This is a genomic window from Flavobacterium sp. YJ01, assembly GCF_029320955.1.
Lineage (GTDB): Bacteria > Bacteroidota > Bacteroidia > Flavobacteriales > Flavobacteriaceae > Flavobacterium.
In genome coordinates this window covers 2515244-2532478 of record NZ_CP119757.1, presented here as the reverse complement: position 1 = coordinate 2532478, position 17235 = coordinate 2515244, and the positions used below count along the sequence as shown (strand labels likewise).

Here is a 17235-nt window from a genome sequence, read left to right as displayed (position 1 = left end):
AAACGAAATTCTGTTATATCTTTGCAACCGCAATAACGCAGAGGTTTGGTAGTTCAGTTGGTTAGAATACATGCCTGTCACGCATGGGGTCGCGGGTTCGAGTCCCGTCCAGACCGCAATATTGGGAGAAGCCTTTCTTAACAGAAAGGCTTTTTTGCCCAAATACGGTATCTAAGATTAGTTGTGTTGTTTTGCTACGACTTTGTAACTCGTAGCTGGTTTAGTAGTTAGACCAATGAAAAGCTTTCCACTTTTGTGGATGGCTTTTTTGATTTATAACACTTTTGTTTTGTTTAAATCCGAAGAAATTTTACCGCAAAGAGCGCTATCCCGAAGCCTCGGGATACGCAATCCCGATAGCTATCGGGAGCAAAGATATTTTTTAAAGAATGCAAAGTCGCAAAGCTTAATCAATTTTAAGCTTTGCGATTTTTTTTTTTGTGTAATTATGATTTAAACGAACAGTTTGTTATTCTGAGGAACGAAGAATCTCCGCAAGTAAGTCCACAAAGATTTTCCATTTATATATTAAAATATAGCCCGTGGTTTCAACCACGGGAAACGTATTGATTTACATTGTGTACCCGCGGTTAAAACCACGGGCTATGTTTAATAAGAATAATAGATGTTTTCGTTCTAAAGGCGCAAAGTTTAATTAAGCTTTGCACCCTTTGTAGTTAAAAAAGAAAGAAACTTCTTCTTTTTTGATTTCCTAACCGATTTTTAAAATATTGGAATTTAACCAATTAAAAAATTCTCAAATTTTATTCGTAAAAACGCTTGCAGAAACGAAATTCTGTTGTATTTTTGCACTCGCAATAACGCAGGGTTTGGTAGTTCAGTTGGTTAGAATACATGCCTGTCACGCATGGGGTCGCGGGTTCGAGTCCCGTCCAGACCGCCTAAGTTGTTTAAAATACCTATCGTAATGATAGGTATTTTTTTTTGCCATTAAGTTTTGATTTATGTTTTACGTTTACATCATTTATTCTAAAACTTTTGATGTTTATTACAATGGGTTTAGTGAAGATATTACTCAAAGGTTATTGTATCATAATGAAAATAGAAGCAGATATACTTCGAACAAAGGACCATGGGAGTTGGTTTATTCGAAAGCATTTGAAAATAAAAAAGAAGCTTTGATTGAAGAATTGAGATTGAAAAAGTTGAATAGAAAATCACTCGAAGCTTTAATTAAGGATCAAAAATAATAAAGGTTGAAAGACATGGCTGTCATCTCGTCTAGGGACGAGACGGGTTCGAGTCCCGTCCAGACCGCCTAAGTTGTTAAAAGCCTTTCTTAACGGAAAGACTTTTTTGTTTTTATATGGTAATATAAAGTTTAACCGCAAAGAACGCTTAGATTTACGCAAAGTTCGCAAAGTTTTATATCCATATAGCTTTGCGAACTTTGCGTTTATAAGCGTAATCCTGGAAAAAAATCCTTGCGCGCTTTGCGGTTAAATATTTTTAGATTCCGGTTTTGGAATTTGAAAAATTTGGAACTTATTTCTTTCCTATCTTTATATTATGGAACCAGGAACTTTTAAAGTAGACAAATATTACATCAAGAAAGTAGATGCTGATAAAAAAAGCATTTACTGTCATCATGATATAATGGGAGAACTGCTTGTTCCGACGCATAAACACGACAAAGCACAAATGTTATATGCGGAAGGCGATGTGGTTTTTTTAACAACTGAAACGAAATCTTATTTTTTGCCTGCAAGACATTTTATTTGGATTCCGGCTGGATTGGAACACAGCATCGAACCAAAATCGGAACATGTAATGATGCGAAATCTCTATTTTCCGGTTGAAAAAGATGAAAATGAGTTTTATAAAAAGGAAGGCATTTATCCTGTCAATAATCTACTCTTGCAGATGATGCTTTTTACCAATCAGTGGAATGGGGATTTGAAAAAAGGTTCTCCAAACTTTACCATTGCAAAAGCGATAAAAGCGATTCTTCCTCAAATCTGTCATACTAATTTACCTTTAGAACTTCCACAGCCAAAAGATGCGCGTTTGGGTAAAATTTTGCGTCATGTAGAAAACAATCTTGGAGAAACAATTCTGTTTGCTGATGTGGCGCATGAATTTGGTTACAGCGAACGCTCTTTGTATCGTTTATTTCAAAAAGACCTCAAAATGTCATTTATTCAGTATTATACCATTCGAAGAATTTTAAAAGCAATTGAACTTTTGTTAGAAAGGAAACTTTCTGTAAAAGAGGTAGCTCAAGAAGTTGGTTATAATAGTGTTCCGACTTTTAGCAACACATTCTTCAAAATTTTAGGACAAAGACCTTCTGATTACTTAAACGGAGAAGAAATTTTAGAACGAGGTAAATAGATATTTTGTTTCACGCAGATTCCGCAGATTTGAGAGATTTTTTAAATGCTTTATAATCTGCATGATCTGCCAAATCTGTGAGAGTAAAAGAAAAATCTGTGCACATCTGCTAAAATCTATTAAATCTGCGTGAAATATCACAATCAAAATCTATTTTGTAATAAATTGTTTTCCAGTGTTTTAATATAACGTTTTCGGGAAATGGCATTTTAACATTTGTCCGAAATGAATATGTTATTGACTTTTTAGAATCATCAGCCATAGAAAAAATGAAGGAACTTTACAGCATAAAAATATTTATTTATTCATGTTCCTTAAAACAACAAACTCTAAAGAAGATTGTTTTCTCAAAAACGTATTGATATTTCTAATCCTATTAGCATTCAATAGTTTACAAGCTCAGGAAGTTCATTCGGTTTCTTTACAAGAAGCAATGAAGCTGGCAAAGGAAAACAATAAAAAAGTCCTAAAATCTCAACTTGAGATTGCGCTCGCTGAGCAAAACATCAAAGAAAGAAAAGAACTTAGATTGCCAGATGTAGAATTAAACGGCATGTATTCTAGAATTACCAATATTACCGAATTTAAGGGAAATGGTTTTTTGAACGGAAAAGAAGTTACAAAAGCAATTCCTGAGATTTACGAGGTCAATTCTACCTTTAAAATGCCAATTTACGTTGGAAACAAAATCAACAACGCAATTAAAATTGCGAATCAGGAAAACGAAATTGCCAAAATAAAATCGGAAAAGACAGAAAATGATATTGAACTGGAAGTAGTTGCAAATTATCTGGCGATTTATAAAATGATGGAACTTCAGAAAATTTTTAAAGAAAACATCAAGGAAGAAAAAAGCCGATTGAGAGAAGTACAATCTCTCCAGAAACACGGAACGGTAACTAAAAATGAAGTTATACGTGCCGAATTACAGCTCTCAGATCGCGAATTGAATGCGTTAACTAACTCCAAAAACATTAAAATCGCACTTCACGATCTGAAGACTTTAATTCAGCTTCCAGAAAACGAAGAAATCGCGATTGATACAACAAGTAGTCTTGACGAAATGAACGGTTTAGATCCGTATGATTTTTATATGACTAAAGCGCTTCAGAATGAAGAAATGCGTGTTGCAAGCCAAGAATTGGATATTAGTAAGACCGAATTGAAAGTGGTAAAAGGGAATTACCTGCCAAGCGTACATTTTTTTGGTAATTACGGATTTTATTATCCAAACTATAAATTCTTTCCGCCAAACCCGTATTTGTACACTTTAGGGCAAGTCGGAATTGAAGCTTCTTTTGATCTTTCTTCTTTGTATAAAAACAAAACCAAGATGGATCAGGCAAACACTAAAATCAAATGGCAAGAAATGCAGTCTGAAATTATAAAAGACGAAATTCAAGATAAGCTGTATACAGAACATACACAATATCAGGAAATCCTTGAAAAATTTGTTGTGGTAGATAAAGCCTTGGATTTAGCAACTGAAAATTACCGAATCGTGAAGCTGAAATACTTGAACCAATTGGTTTTGATTACGGAAATGGTCGATGCTGATAATGCTTTGCTTCAAGCGAAATACAATAAAATTTCTATTCGATTGGATGCAATCCTTAAACATTACGAGTTGCTTCATACAGCGGGAATTATGCCTCAGAGTTAGAAGTTTTTTAGAAGAAAGAAGCAAGAGACAAGACTTAGAAAATAGAATATAGAGAATAGAAAAGATATGGTTAAGATAAAAAATGAAACTAGCAGAAATAGAACGTTTCATATACTAATAACAGTAATTGCGAGTGTGCTTGTAGTAAGCGGAGTTATTTTAGGAATTTGGTTTTATGTGTTTAACCGAAATCACGAAGAAACAAATGATGCTCAGGTAGAGCAATATGTAACACCAATTATGTCGAGAATTACGGGCTACGTTCAGGAAGTTCGTTTTGAGGAAAATCAGTTTGTGCATAAAGGCGATACTTTGGTGATTATTGATAACAGAGAATATCAATCGAAATTGAATGTGGCTCTTGCCGATGTTCAAAACGCGCAGCAAAATAGTGTTGTCGCTCAAAAAAATGCTATTAATACGGCAAGTGCAACGGCAATTAATGAATCGCAATTAGAAGCTGCAAAATCGAATCTTTGGAAAACAAAACTAGAATACGAAAGATATAAAGCTTTGGTAAAAGACGAAGCGGCAACTACTCAGCAATTAGAAAAAGTCCGCGCCGATTACGAATCGGCACAGGCGCATTTTCAAGAAATAAAAAACAGAATTCATTCGGCTACTTTAAGTACTTCTGTTGCTGAAGCAAATGTTCCGACTACGCAAACCAATATTGCATCAAAACAAGCTGTTGCTGATAATGCGGCATTGTTTCTTTCGTACACCATCATTACTGCGCCTTACGACGGTTGGGTTGGAAAACGAACTTTACAGCCTGGACAATTGGTAAAAGAAGGACAGTCTTTGCTTTCTATTGTTAGTAAAGAAAAATGGATTACCGCAAATTTTAAAGAAACACAACTGCAGTATTTAACGGTTGGTCAAGAAGTAGAAATAAAAGCCGATGCCGTAAGCGACAAAACCTTTATGGGAACAATTGCTTCTTTATCTCCAGCGAGTGGAGCGAGGTTTTCTTTGCTTCCTCCAGATAATGCGACTGGAAACTTCGTGAAAATAGAACAGAGAATTCCAGTTCGAATTCAATTAAAAGAACAAGACAAACAAACCGATTTTTTAAGAGCAGGAATGAACATTACGGTTGTTGCTGCACACAAATAAAATGGAAGATAAAAGTATATTTAAATCGTGGGTTCCAAAATGGGCGATCATTATTATTTTGTTCGTTTGTTTATTGCATTCCATGATTTTATTAGGAGTTTATACGTCCAACGTAACATATGCGGCAAGTTTTCTCGATATTGAGCCCGAAGATTTGCAGTTTGCGATGTGCGTTACGTACGGAACTTTACTGGCAACCATTTTAATAGAAAGCCGATTTTCGAGTTTTTTCCCTGCAAAAAATTACCTGATGGCAGTTTATTCCTTAATCGGAATTACGATTGTTACATCGGCATATATAACCAATTTTTCGGTTTTTTTATTGATGAGAGTTGCGGAGGGAATTCTGATGGCGCTTCCGGTAATTACAATCAGACAGTTGCTCATCGAGCAGTTTAATTCTAAAAATGCCATTATCATCGGGTTTTCATTTTACTATGGCTCGTTGTTGTTGTCCACGCCCTTTATTATGAATATTGCCGTTTGGTTTCTAGATCATTACGACTGGAAATACATGCTGTATGTATCGGGAGGGCTTCAGGTTCTCAATGTGTTTTTAATCTTAGTTACTTTCAGAGGGCACCGAATTACAAAGAAGATTCCGTTGTATCAGATCGACTGGATGAGTTATTTTTTGGTTTTAATTTCGATTCTTTGCGGTGCCTATTTTTTTGTTTATGCTGAAAAAAAATATTGGTTCGAATCTTCAGAAATGGTTTTAATGCTAATGATTTCGCTGATAACAGGCGGATTATTCATTTTTAAAGAACGTCTCGTAAAAAGACCAAGTTTTGATTTTGAAGTGATAAAATATGCCAATCTGCGCATCGGATTTTTATTGTTTTTCCTTTTTTACATCAGCAGAGCAACGCTGAGTTTATGCCATTCTGCGATGTTTTCTATTTGGAATTGGGATCCGTCACGTGTTGCGGGCGTGCAATATCTAAATGGTTTAGGAAATGTAATCGGACTTATTCTAGCCGCTTTTTTTCTGATGAAATCGGTTTCTACTAAAATCATTTTTATGATTGGTTTTACGCTGATTGCCATTTTTCATTTCTGGTTTACTTTTCTTTTTGTGCCTGATGTTGCATTGAGCGATATTATTGTTCCTTATATTTTGCAAGGAATTGGTGTCGGATTTTTATTTGTTCCATTAATTTTATTTACCACATCTTCAGTTCCGTCCAAAATGGCTGTTTCTTCTGGAATTGTAGGGGTTTCGGGACGTTTTTGGGGAAGTACGATTGGTTTTTGTGTCATGCAGAATGCGATGGTTTTCTTAAATAAAAAACACTTTTTAAAATTAAGTCAGTTTGTAACAGCTGAAAATTCCGAAGCACAACAGACTATTGCTTCAACAACGCAGAGTTTTATTGCCAAAGGATATTCGGCAGATAATGCCAATGTTTTAGCCATGAAAAAAGTCTTCGGAACCATTAGTAAACAAGCAACTTTATTGGCTGATATGGAAATTTATACAGTCGTTGGCTACGGTTTGGTGGTTTTGATTATTCTGATTGCTTGTAACCAGCATTTAAGACAAACAATGACTTTGGTAAAAAGTAAGATTTGGATTGGCTAAAGATTTAATCTCGCAAAGTCGCAGAGTCGCAAAGGTTTTATTTTTAAAGCCACAGATTAATAAGATTTAAAGGATTTTTTTTCTCATTTTATGTCATTTCGACGAAGGAGAAATCTTCGCAAGTAACTCCGTAACTAAAGTCCAATCTTTGTATAGCTACTCGTGGAGATTTCTCCTTCGTCGAAATGACAAACTGTACGATGTAGATTGCTTAAATAAAAAGTCTTTGCGACTCTGCGACTTTGCGAGATTCAAAAAAACTCTTAGCGAATCTCTATGTAATAACCGCTTTATTACCCTATCTTGCAACCGTTAAAAAACAAATAAAATTATGAGCCAGCAATGTGTAATTTTTGATATGGATGGCGTGATTTGCCACACTAATCCGCATCATGTAGTCGCTTTTGAGGAATTTTTCAATAAATATAAAATTCCGTACACGCAGGAAGAATTCGAAGAGCATATGTACGGAAAACATAATAGTTATATCATGACGCTTTTCTTCAAGCGTCCAATTACTGGAGACGAATTGATAAAACTGGAAGATGAAAAAGAAGGAATGTTTCGCGAGATTTACAAAGACAAAGTCGAAACAATTCCGAATTATATGGATTTTTTAAATGAATTAAAATCGCGCGGATTTAAAACCGCAGTTGCCACATCGGCGCCGCGTGCTAACTTGGATCTGATTGCTAATTTCCTAAAACTGGACGAAAAAATGGATTCGATGATGTCTAGTGAAGACGTTACCTACCACAAACCAAATCCCGAAGTGTATCTAAAATCAGCAGAACGCGTTGGTGTTTCTCCTTCTGACTGTGTGGTTTTTGAAGATTCATTTTCTGGCGTTACAGCTGGATTAAATGCAGGAATGAAAGTCGTTGGTGTTTTGAGCACGCATACCAAAGAAGAACTTCCGCCATGCGATTTTTATATTAATGATTACAGCGAAGTGAATGTAGATAAGATAATTGAGTTGTTGGGAAATAAAATCCAATAATTAGATTTCTAGCGATATTACAGACCTTTGTCAAAGTTTAAAACTTTGACAAAGGTTTTTTTATCTTTTTCTAAGAAACAATCCGTTGTCTCCTATTGCAAATACGGCATTATCTTTAGTAATAATTTTAAAGATTCGTTCGGCAGGTTCGTTATGAACTATTTTCCAATTTAAACCTGCGTCTTTTGTTTCTAAAATTTTTCCCTCGTATGTTGAAATGTATCCTATCTTTTCATTAATAAAACAAACAGATGATGGATAAAAAGGCAAAGTCGTTATTTTTACCCAAGTAGTAGAGCCGTTTATAGTTTTCTGCAATTCCATTTTAGTATTAACATAATAGCCAATATTATCTGAAATAAAAGATACTGAAATAATATTTGAATCTGAATTTAAGGTAGTAACCCAAGTTTGACCGCTGTCAGTTGTTTTAAGAATTTGACCATTATCTACCGCGTCTGAAGTATATCCGCCGTAAGCGTAAGCAACTAAATCTGAAGTTATTTCTAAATTACTGGAATTGCTAAGATTATAAGTTTCCTTCCAATTATTTCCAGAATCGGTAGATCTAAAAATAGAACCACTTCTTATTAGTAATCCTTTAGTTGGATTAAAAAATTTGATTGCAAAAATAGTTGAAGTAACAGGAAGATTTTCATTTTTTTTAAACGTAGCACCAGAATTTGAAGTAGCAAACAGGTCAAGTCTTGCGGTATAGAAATTTTGTGCATTTACCATAAAAGCGCTCATAAAGGTTTGATTATCTCCCACATTTAAATGCGTCCATGTTTTTCCGCCGTTATTTGTTTTGGACAAAAAACCAAGAGAACCGCAAATTATTCCTTGATTTTTATTGATAAAGGAAATATCAGTTAAGCTTTGCGTAGTATTGGTATTCATTTTCTCAAATGCATTTGCACTATTATCTGCATCAGAAGTGCAGCCGAGAATTACTAAAGATAAAAACAGGAAACCAATCATTTTTTTCATAAGTATCTTTTTTTTATATAGATATTTGAATATCAAAATGGTTGCGTGAATTTAGTAAGTTTTTTGTGTCTTTTTTTTTGAAATCCTGTAGTCGCAAGATATTGTCATTTCTCGAAATGACAAACAAGAATGAAAATAAAATTAGTTGAATTGCCTCCTGTTTTAGCTAGAAGTATTTTACGGTTTTAATAAAAAGGCTTTAACCGAAGTTTTTTCTTTATTCTTCCAACTTCAAATACTCACGCGGAACATTTAAAAATTCTTGATAACACCAGCTATTCGGACAATTTTCATTCATTTCAGAATGTTCAGCGATTCTGATTCTGATGGTTTCTTTTTCGTCGTCAAGACCTTTAAAGGTTTCTCCGACTTTAAAAGTTCGTTCGCGCGTGCCAACCACGCCGCCAACAGTTATAGTTGTGGTGTACGGAGCGGTGAATTTAAAATTTTTGGTTGGTTTATCATCGTCAGAAGTACAACCAAGAATTCCTAAAGTCAGAATCAAAAAGTAAAAAAATCTTTTCATAACGCCTCTTTTTGTTTAGATATCTGAATATCAGGATGGTTGCGTGAAGTTACGAAGATTTTTTAATATTTCTTTAACAAATAACTAGAAATTATTGTCGTTCTTAACAGATTAAAAATCCATTTTCGAAATCATAATCATCATTTTTGTTAATCTGCGAAATTCAAGGTTTTCTAAATAGAAAAACTTTCAATACTTCTCATTCAAAAAAGCAATCCAGCCTTTCTCAAATTCTTCAGAAGTAACGTTTAATGTTTTCTGAATATTGCCAAACGAAGCAATTAATTTTGGCAAAATATCTTTTCCCCATTTTTGAGTAAGATATTCTATAATTGTATAGCCAATATTGTAAATCTGATTGCTTTTGTTTAAATCTTCTAAAGTCAAATTTTTGCTTTTGGCGTATTTTACACTTAAAGTATTTACTTCTTTAGCTTCAAAAATACTAATCGATTCCCAAAGCCAGCGCGGATATTCGGCAGCAAATTTTTTATCGAATTCCTTTTCAAAAGTTCGTCTGTCTTGGGTAATAATCGTGTCTTTTGCTTTGTGAATTAATATGTTGAGTTGAACGCAATGCGTAAATTCATGCAAAGCCGTTTTTAGCGGATCATCGGGAAAAATAGAATTAAACCAATTGGTATATATAAAATGAAATTCGTTCGGACCGCGACTTGTGCCTTTTGCTTTTTCTTTTAAACCCGTAGCATTCATAAACTTAAATTGCGAACCGTAAATAAAAACCTTTATGATGTCGTGTTTTACATCTTTTAGATTTTCTCTTATTGTAGCATAATTGTCTTCGAGATGTTTGCTGACTTTTTCGGCTTCGCTTTTATAAATTCCGCTGTAAGAAACAATAAAATGTTCCGATTGAAGCGTTCGAGTTTCTTGTTTAACCGTAAAGCTTCGAGCCGCTCTCGCAAAGTAAAAAAGGGCAATAATTCCTAAAAGAATGACTAATAATCTGTATTTCTTCATGTGTTCTAAATGATTTTAGAGATTTAAAAACAAAATAAAATATGCAGATTTAGGTTTTTGGTATTTTAAAAATAAGAATATTTTGAGATTAAAACATGAAATAATTTGAGAAATTTCTGAGTTTATAATCTTTTGTTGGTTTTAATCTCTCAATCCCGATAGCTATCGGGAGCAGAGATGCAAAGTTTTTTTTCAGCCACAGATTATTAGGATTAAAGGATTTTTTTTCATTGTAGCGAGAAAATATTTGTCATCTTTTCTCTGCTGATTTTAATCTCGCAAAGTCGCAGAGTCGCAAAGTTTTTTCGCATTTTTTGTCATTCTGAGGAACGAAGAATCACAAGTAATTCCGCAAAGTAAATTCGCCAATCTTTGCCGAGCTTCTCGCGGAGATTTGCTTCGCCAGTTCGTTATCGTTCGTGTGTTCGGAATACTTTATATAGTTCAATTCTTGTGCATTAAAATTAATTATATATTAGCGACATTATGAAATGTCGTAGAAATGCCGTAAGAAAACCGTTATCAAAAAATGCTTTTCGAAATAATTTTGGGATAAAATTAAAAATACGAACCATGAGTTTTATAGGAAAAAAAATTAGTGAAACGAGAAAGCAAAAAGGCTTTACGCAAGAAGAACTTGCAGAATTGTCGAAAGTTAATTTGAGGACAATTCAAAGAATCGAAAACAGTAATAATGAACCGCGAGGCAAAACGCTGGAATTAATTTGCGAAGTCCTTCAAATTGATAAAGCAGAATTACAAGATTTAAATAAAGTATCAGAAAATAATAAAATTGGAGCTTTCGTTGTCAATGCAATCTTTTTGATTCTTTTAAATCTTGCCATAACACTTACTTTTAGTTATATGGTGACACCCATAGAAGCTAGTGCGAACAGTAAATTTGGAGCAGTTCTTTTGAGTTTTTTTATGCCATTTACCATCTTTTATTATACGCAGCATATGAATGCTACTGAACGTATTTTTAAGTTTGGAATTTGCTGGATAATATATCTTTCGACTTTACTATATGCACAAGGTTTTCGTGGTGCGCTTGGTATTGGATTTAGAACATGGATTTTTCCCTGTATTTTAATCTATTTTGGTGTATTGTTTTATGGAAAGGTTTTGTTTAAATCGGAGAAATAAAAATATAAAAGACAATCTTTAAACTTCATTAAAGAATAAATGAATTGCCTCCTGCTTTAGCTGGAGGTTTTTTTGTTTGAAAGTGAAAGGCTTTAGCTGAATTATTATTTCAAAGGAAAATCAAGCAATTCTTTAAGATCAATATCTAAAGCATTCGCTATTCGTATAAGGGTTTTTATACCTGTATTTATTTCAGCTCTTTCAATTCTGCCAATTTGATTTCTTGGAATGTCGCAATCTTCGGCTAAAGCTTGTTGTGATAAGCCTTTCTTTTCACGTAGTTGTCTAATGTGAATGCCTAGATTTGAGATAAAAGTTTCTTCTGAAATATTCATATTTCAAAAGTCATAACAAATATTTTTTGTTTTGACACAAATTTGTGTCAAAAAATGTTATATTTGACCGAAAAATAAGATAATGATTACAGAAAGTGTATCGAAAGAACTCGAAACGAGATTAAAAGATTTTTTTAGTGATGTTGTTGATGTAAAAGATATGGCGAAGATGCTTAGACAGGTAAATTATTCCCTTTCGCTAAGTTCTATGCGAGGTCGTGAAAGTGTTAATGCAGAATTGCCTCGAATTGGGGATAATTTTTATTGGCTGAACAGATTGGCAGAAGTGCTCGATCCTTATTTGGATGCTAATTAATACAAATAAAATCTTCATCTCGACGAAAGGAGAAAGTAAAAGCAAACCAACAAAAAATTGAGAGTGATTTCCGCAAATTTTTATGGCGTACAAACTGTTGGTTTTGCTGGAAAAGCTCCTTTCGTCAAGATGAGGTTTGCTATTTTGAAGGATGTAGAATTTATAAGAATGAAAACATCCTTTTTTTACTTTGTAAATAATTTGTTTAGTTCCATTATATAAACTTTATCTTCTTTCTTCATTTTTTTTTTATCTTTTGAAGCTTTTTGAGGAATATTAATAAGTTTAATGAATAAATATTTATCGTTAAAGTAAAGTAATTCCTGTTTTGTATTAGGGTACTTTAAAGAAACATCTTTTTTTATATTTTCAATATTAATAATATTGTTGGTATTTATAAAAACGGAATGAATACGTTTGCTAAGAAAAATTGCAATTATAACATACAGTATTAAAAGGAAAAAATTACAAAGTTTAAAAATCTTCTTATGTTTGTCTTGTGCAAAATTGTAGCATGCATTCAAGGTGCGATTTAATGTTATAATAAATATAAGTGTTATACTAACTGAAGATTTTAAATCAGTGAAGTTTGGTGTTTTGTACATGAATTTTAAAAAATAAAACAATGAAAATGAATATGACATTAAAAATATAACCATCCATTTTGATAATTCCTTCTTTCTGTGTTTCTCATAATCATCCGAATTTAATAATTCAGAATCAGCAGATTGTTTGTTAATAAAAAACAATCTATCACCAAACCAGCCAAGCATATAAGTAAAACTAGCAATCAGCATAAATATTAAAATTAGTAAGCCGTCTGACACAATTTGGCTTAATGAAAAAAATCTAATAAAAGATATTGATATATTTGATAGTTCTATTAATTGCCATAAGCCTCCAATAAATGCGGGTACTATAATTAATATATTAAGATACTTTTGAATAAATTTAATTATATCAGTTAAGGTAATACCTGTTTGGATCATTTTTAATAGTTTTTATTTTAAAATTAGATAGAAAAGTTGGTTTACATTTTGCTTTTTGGTTCGCTTTTTTTAAAAGTGTAGATGTCAGAATTGCGTATTATAAAATTGGTTTTTTCTTTTTTAAACCTAAAAAATGTATATTCATTCGTTCTGCCTATAAAAATAAAATTGCTATTACTTTTTATTAATTCTTTTGAGTTTGTTATTATTGTAACTAATGAATTATCTACGTTTTCCATTTTCTTTATTGCTCCTATTTTTTGAGATAAATAAATGAATAATGTTAATATCAAAAAGTAATTTGACATTTTTATGATTAAAAACTTATTTCCTGAAAAAGAGTTTGAAAAAATTGGTTCTAGAATGAACACCAGCCATGTAAAAGTTAAGCCGTAAAAAAGCCCTTCTACTTCTTCAATTTTTTGATTTTCATTTACAGCTATCCAAAATTTTATTGTTCCCCATAATAAGAATAAAAAACATAAAGAGAAAGGATGAGTTAGTATGCTTAAAAATATTTTAAATCTTGTATTTATTTTTAATCTTTTATTTAAAACAAAATCTAATAAATATATTCTTGTTCTTCTATCTTCTTTCGTTTGTGCTCTTTTGGTATAGTTCTTTCCATTACTTATAAGAGGTTGCTCCTTAGGACGTAAAATAGCAAGATAAATAATTAGGCCAATTGGTATAAAATATTGGACTATTATGGGAAAAAATGAGAGGAGTAATTCCGAAGTAGTAATGTAATTATATATTACAATATCAAATTCATTATAATAAAAATGATAGCGACAATAACCTAAAAAGATCAGACTTCCTGTGATTAATGCTGTGTATTTATTTATAAAACTTATCATTTATTTTTAAAGTTTATTGTTGCCTAATTTAAAGAATCAATAAAAGAATAGATTTTCAAAAATAAAAATAGAAAACAACAATTAGTTATTGTAGTAAATTGCTTATCAACAATTTTAATAACAAAAGGCAAAATGAAGTAAAAACAAAAAGCTTCTGAAAAAATATTCAGAAGCTTTTTTAGTGCGGATAATAGGACTCGAACCTACACGCCTTGCGGCACCAGATCCTAAGTCTGGCATGTCTACCAATTTCACCATATCCGCGGAATTGTGGGTGCAAAGATAAGCATAGTTTCCAATTATCAAAGACTTTTTTCAAAATTTTTTTTAATTCTCTTTTTTGTACATTTGGTTTTCTATAAAAATAATTTAAATGGAAAATATTAAGTCCTACGTTCAACAACATAAAGATCGGTTTATCAACGAATTGATCGAATTATTAAAAATTCCGTCGGTAAGTGCCGACACTGCATATTCTCAAGATGTTATTGACACAGCAGAGGCTGTAAAAGAAAGTTTATCAAAAGCAGGATGCGATTATGTCGAAACTTGCGACACTCCAGGTTACCCAATTATCTACGGAGAAAAAATTATAGATCCAAATCTTCCAACGGTTTTAGTTTACGGACACTACGACGTACAACCGCCAGATCCATTAGAATTATGGACTTCACCACCTTTTGAACCCGTTATAAAAACTACAGATATTCACCCAGAAGGCGCCATCTTCGCGCGTGGAGCATGTGACGACAAAGGGCAAATGTACATGCACGTAAAAGCGCTTGAATATATGGTGCAAAACAATAATTTGCCTTGCAACGTAAAATTCATGATCGAAGGTGAAGAAGAAGTAGGTTCAGCAAGTTTGGCTTGGTTTGTAGAACGTAATCAGGAAAAACTGAAAAACGATGTTATCTTGATTTCAGATACAGGAATGATCTCTAACCAACAACCGTCTATCACAACAGGTTTAAGAGGTTTGAGTTATGTTGAAGTAGAAGTTACAGGTCCGAACCGCGATTTGCATTCAGGCTTATACGGTGGAGCAGTAGCGAATCCGATTAATATTTTAGCAAAAATGATTGCTTCTCTTCATGACGAAAACAATCATATCACGATTCCAGGATTCTACGATAAAGTTCAGGAATTATCTGCAGAAGAAAGAGCTGAAATGGCAAAAGCGCCTTTTAGTTTAGAAAAATATAAAAATGCTTTAAACATTGCCGATGTTTACGGCGAAAAAGGTTATGTAACAAACGAGCGCAACTCAATCCGTCCGACATTAGACGTAAACGGAATCTGGGGCGGTTATACTGGCGAAGGTGCAAAAACGGTTATTGCGAGTAAAGCTTTTGCTAAAATCTCGATGCGTTTGGTTCCAAATCAGGAATGGGAAGAGATTACAGAACTTTTTACCAAACATTTTACAAGCATTGCGCCAGCTGGAGTTACGGTAAAAGTAACGCCGCATCACGGTGGTCAAGGTTATGTAACGCCAATTGATAGCATTGGTTATCAGGCGGCAAATAAAGCGTATACAGAAACGTTTGGAGTTCCTGCAATTCCTGTTCGTTCTGGCGGAAGTATTCCGATTGTGGCTTTGTTTGAAAAAGAATTAAAAAGCAAAACTATCTTAATGGGATTTGGTTTGGATTCTGATGCCATTCATTCGCCAAATGAACATTTCGGAATTTTTAATTACTTGAAAGGAATTGAAACTATTCCTTTGTTTTACAAGTATTTTGTGGAGCTTTCTAAGTAGTTTTTTTAACCGCAAAGAGCGCTAAGAATTTACGCAATCCCGATAGCTATCGGGAGCTAAGATTTTTTTAAGTAAGATTTATAAAAGTTCGCAAAGCTATATGATAAAGCTTTGCGAACTTTTCGTTTATATACTTTTTCTTAGAAAAACCTTGCGCTCTTTGCGGTTAAATTTTTTGTTTTTAATGGTTTCAAATTTTATCTTTTTAATATTAAAATTTTAATGTTGTGTTTGTGTTTTGTTTAATAATTTAAGTTAAATTTGATTTTATTATCATCGATTGTGTTTTGATATTAAATATAGTTTTGTTTTTACAAATTTTTCTAATGTTATTTTAATGTTGATTTTAATATTAGCCAATGGACATAATTCAAAAAAAAATTAGATTTTCGCCGATAGCATATACAAGATATCTTAGAGGAATAAAAAAATCACATGCTATGTTTCGCGAGGGAGAAATTTTAGATTACCTCGCTGTAAAATCATGGCAGATTGCTCCCGGAAATACTACTATTTCGCCAAAAGCTTTTTTTCTAGAAGGACAATTAGAGCGTATTACAGGTACAGCATACACCGATGATCCGTTTAAGGCTATGCACGGAGGTTTTGAAGTTGAACATCAAGAAACGCGAGCGTACAAGCTTAAAGATATCTGGATGATTAATGGTTTTATTTATAAAGGACTTCATAATTTTAGGCTTCATCCGACTTTTCAGCTTTCTAATAAAATGAATTATTTTCCGAAGGTTTTAATGAATACGGAAATTGATCATGCAGCACTTTACAGTACTTCTGAAGGCAATCAATATTTTGGGCTTTGGCTTACAGATGATTGCGCTAATTATGCTTTGGCTGCTGCCGAAGGAACACCTGTAACTTCCAATATTATTCCGTATTCTCACATGGCGGAATACGAATCGTTCTTAGAAATGAATCCGTTTCGAACGAATTCGGCATATCTTAAAAATGCGATTTTCTTCGATGATAATTGGGGAAATAATGAAAGCAAACATCTCAGATTTGCGGCAAACAGAACAAAACTATTAGCACGATTTCCAGCAAATTCTCATCCTGGCGTTTTTATTTTAAGACGAAACTCTGGAATATCGCGCGTTATGTTAAACGAAATCGAAATTGCAGAAAAACTCCGCGAAAAATACGGTTTTAAAATCGTAGACGTAACTCAAAATACTGCATCAGAAATACTGTTGGCTTGTTCGGGCGCCAAAGTTCTCATTGGCATAGAAGGAAGCCATTTGTTTCATGGTTTAATGATGCTGGAATCTGGTTCTTCTGTTTTGGTTCTGCAACCGCCAACTCGTTTTAGTGCGGTTATTAAAAATACAACAGACATGGAAAATATCAATTATAGTTTTGTTGTTGGAATTCAGAAAGAAGAAAATTTCTATATCGATTTGGATGAAGTGGAGAGAACTTTAGAGCTGCTTCCGTTTTAAGAGGTTCAAAGTGACAGAGAGACAAAGTAACAAAGGTTTGTTTGTTTTGAAGGATTTTTTATATCTATTTATCTTTGATTTTATTGGTTTTAATCAATAAGAAATACTTCCTATTTTGTTGATAATTTGATTTTTAAAGTTAAAAAGAAAA

Annotated in this window: 16 protein-coding genes and 3 tRNA genes; 12 read left to right on the top strand and 7 right to left on the bottom strand. The window is 33.0% G+C overall.

The window, feature by feature from the left end:
* Window positions 1–42: 42 nt before the first annotated feature.
* The 8 genes from P0R33_RS11090 (at window position 43) to P0R33_RS11055 (ending at window position 7722) form a co-directional block, all read left to right on the top strand.
* Window positions 43–116, top strand: a tRNA-Asp gene (locus tag P0R33_RS11090).
* A gap of 711 nt (window positions 117–827) precedes the next feature.
* Window positions 828–901: transfer RNA gene (locus P0R33_RS11085), tRNA-Asp, on the top strand.
* A gap of 64 nt (window positions 902–965) precedes the next feature.
* On the top strand, window positions 966–1211 hold the full coding sequence (locus P0R33_RS11080) for a GIY-YIG nuclease family protein (RefSeq protein ID WP_276175498.1): 246 nt from the start codon (window positions 966–968) through the stop codon (window positions 1209–1211).
* Window positions 1212–1530: 319 nt separating this feature from the next.
* Window positions 1531–2355 carry an AraC family transcriptional regulator gene (locus tag P0R33_RS11075; RefSeq protein ID WP_276175497.1) on the top strand — a complete coding sequence of 275 codons (825 nt, stop codon included), beginning with the start codon at window positions 1531–1533 and terminating at the stop codon, window positions 2353–2355.
* 358 nt (window positions 2356–2713) lie between these two features.
* A complete protein-coding gene (locus tag P0R33_RS11070) occupies window positions 2714–4018 on the top strand; it encodes a TolC family protein (protein WP_276175496.1) in 1305 nt (434 codons plus the stop codon).
* Window positions 4019–4084: 66 nt separating this feature from the next.
* A complete protein-coding gene (locus P0R33_RS11065; RefSeq protein WP_276175495.1) occupies window positions 4085–5137 on the top strand; it encodes an HlyD family secretion protein in 1053 nt (350 codons plus the stop codon).
* A 1-nt stretch (window position 5138) separates the two neighbouring features.
* Window positions 5139–6722 (top strand): MFS transporter, encoded by a 1584-nt coding sequence (locus tag P0R33_RS11060; RefSeq protein WP_276175494.1) that lies wholly within the window; start codon window positions 5139–5141, stop codon window positions 6720–6722.
* 331 nt (window positions 6723–7053) lie between these two features.
* Window positions 7054–7722: an HAD family phosphatase gene (locus tag P0R33_RS11055; RefSeq protein WP_276175493.1), complete on the top strand. Its 669-nt coding sequence runs from the start codon at window positions 7054–7056 to the stop codon at window positions 7720–7722.
* 60 nt (window positions 7723–7782) lie between these two features.
* Here P0R33_RS11055 and P0R33_RS11050 read toward each other — a convergent pair whose 3' ends face one another.
* The 3 genes from P0R33_RS11050 to P0R33_RS11040 all read right to left on the bottom strand — a co-directional run bounded on the left by P0R33_RS11050 (window position 7783) and on the right by P0R33_RS11040 (window position 10219).
* Entirely contained in the window at window positions 7783–8712 is a 930-nt protein-coding gene (locus tag P0R33_RS11050; RefSeq protein WP_276175492.1) for a YCF48-related protein, read from the bottom strand.
* Between the two features lie 217 nt (window positions 8713–8929).
* Window positions 8930–9238, bottom strand: coding sequence for a hypothetical protein (locus tag P0R33_RS11045; RefSeq protein ID WP_229353082.1), 309 nt, complete (start codon window positions 9236–9238; stop codon window positions 8930–8932).
* A 189-nt stretch (window positions 9239–9427) separates the two neighbouring features.
* Entirely contained in the window at window positions 9428–10219 is a 792-nt protein-coding gene (locus tag P0R33_RS11040; RefSeq protein WP_276175491.1) for a hypothetical protein, read from the bottom strand.
* 573 nt (window positions 10220–10792) lie between these two features.
* Between P0R33_RS11040 and P0R33_RS11035 the strand changes: the two genes are divergently transcribed.
* A complete protein-coding gene (locus tag P0R33_RS11035) occupies window positions 10793–11365 on the top strand; it encodes a helix-turn-helix transcriptional regulator (RefSeq protein WP_276175490.1) in 573 nt (190 codons plus the stop codon).
* Between the two features lie 104 nt (window positions 11366–11469).
* On the opposite strand, the gene P0R33_RS11030 is transcribed toward P0R33_RS11035, so the two are convergent.
* Window positions 11470–11700: a helix-turn-helix transcriptional regulator gene (locus P0R33_RS11030; protein WP_276175489.1), complete on the bottom strand. Its 231-nt coding sequence runs from the start codon at window positions 11698–11700 to the stop codon at window positions 11470–11472.
* Between the two features lie 82 nt (window positions 11701–11782).
* Between P0R33_RS11030 and P0R33_RS11025 the strand changes: the two genes are divergently transcribed.
* On the top strand, window positions 11783–12016 hold the full coding sequence (locus tag P0R33_RS11025; RefSeq protein WP_276175488.1) for a hypothetical protein: 234 nt from the start codon (window positions 11783–11785) through the stop codon (window positions 12014–12016).
* Between the two features lie 185 nt (window positions 12017–12201).
* On the opposite strand, the gene P0R33_RS11020 is transcribed toward P0R33_RS11025, so the two are convergent.
* From P0R33_RS11020 to P0R33_RS11010, 3 genes are all read right to left on the bottom strand, one after another.
* Window positions 12202–13005 carry a hypothetical protein gene (locus P0R33_RS11020; RefSeq protein WP_276175487.1) on the bottom strand — a complete coding sequence of 268 codons (804 nt, stop codon included), beginning with the start codon at window positions 13003–13005 and terminating at the stop codon, window positions 12202–12204.
* Window positions 13006–13046: 41 nt separating this feature from the next.
* Window positions 13047–13865 carry a hypothetical protein gene (locus P0R33_RS11015; RefSeq protein WP_276175486.1) on the bottom strand — a complete coding sequence of 273 codons (819 nt, stop codon included), beginning with the start codon at window positions 13863–13865 and terminating at the stop codon, window positions 13047–13049.
* A 182-nt stretch (window positions 13866–14047) separates the two neighbouring features.
* Window positions 14048–14129, bottom strand: a tRNA-Leu gene (locus P0R33_RS11010).
* A 109-nt stretch (window positions 14130–14238) separates the two neighbouring features.
* On the opposite strand from P0R33_RS11010, the gene P0R33_RS11005 reads away from it, so the two are divergent.
* The gene (locus P0R33_RS11005; RefSeq protein WP_276175485.1) at window positions 14239–15627 is read left to right on the top strand and encodes a dipeptidase; all 1389 of its coding nucleotides are present in this window, start codon (window positions 14239–14241) and stop codon (window positions 15625–15627) included.
* 440 nt (window positions 15628–16067) lie between these two features.
* Window positions 16068–17084: a glycosyltransferase family 61 protein gene (locus P0R33_RS11000; protein WP_276175484.1), complete on the top strand. Its 1017-nt coding sequence runs from the start codon at window positions 16068–16070 to the stop codon at window positions 17082–17084.
* The last annotated feature ends 151 nt before the right edge of the window (window positions 17085–17235 follow it).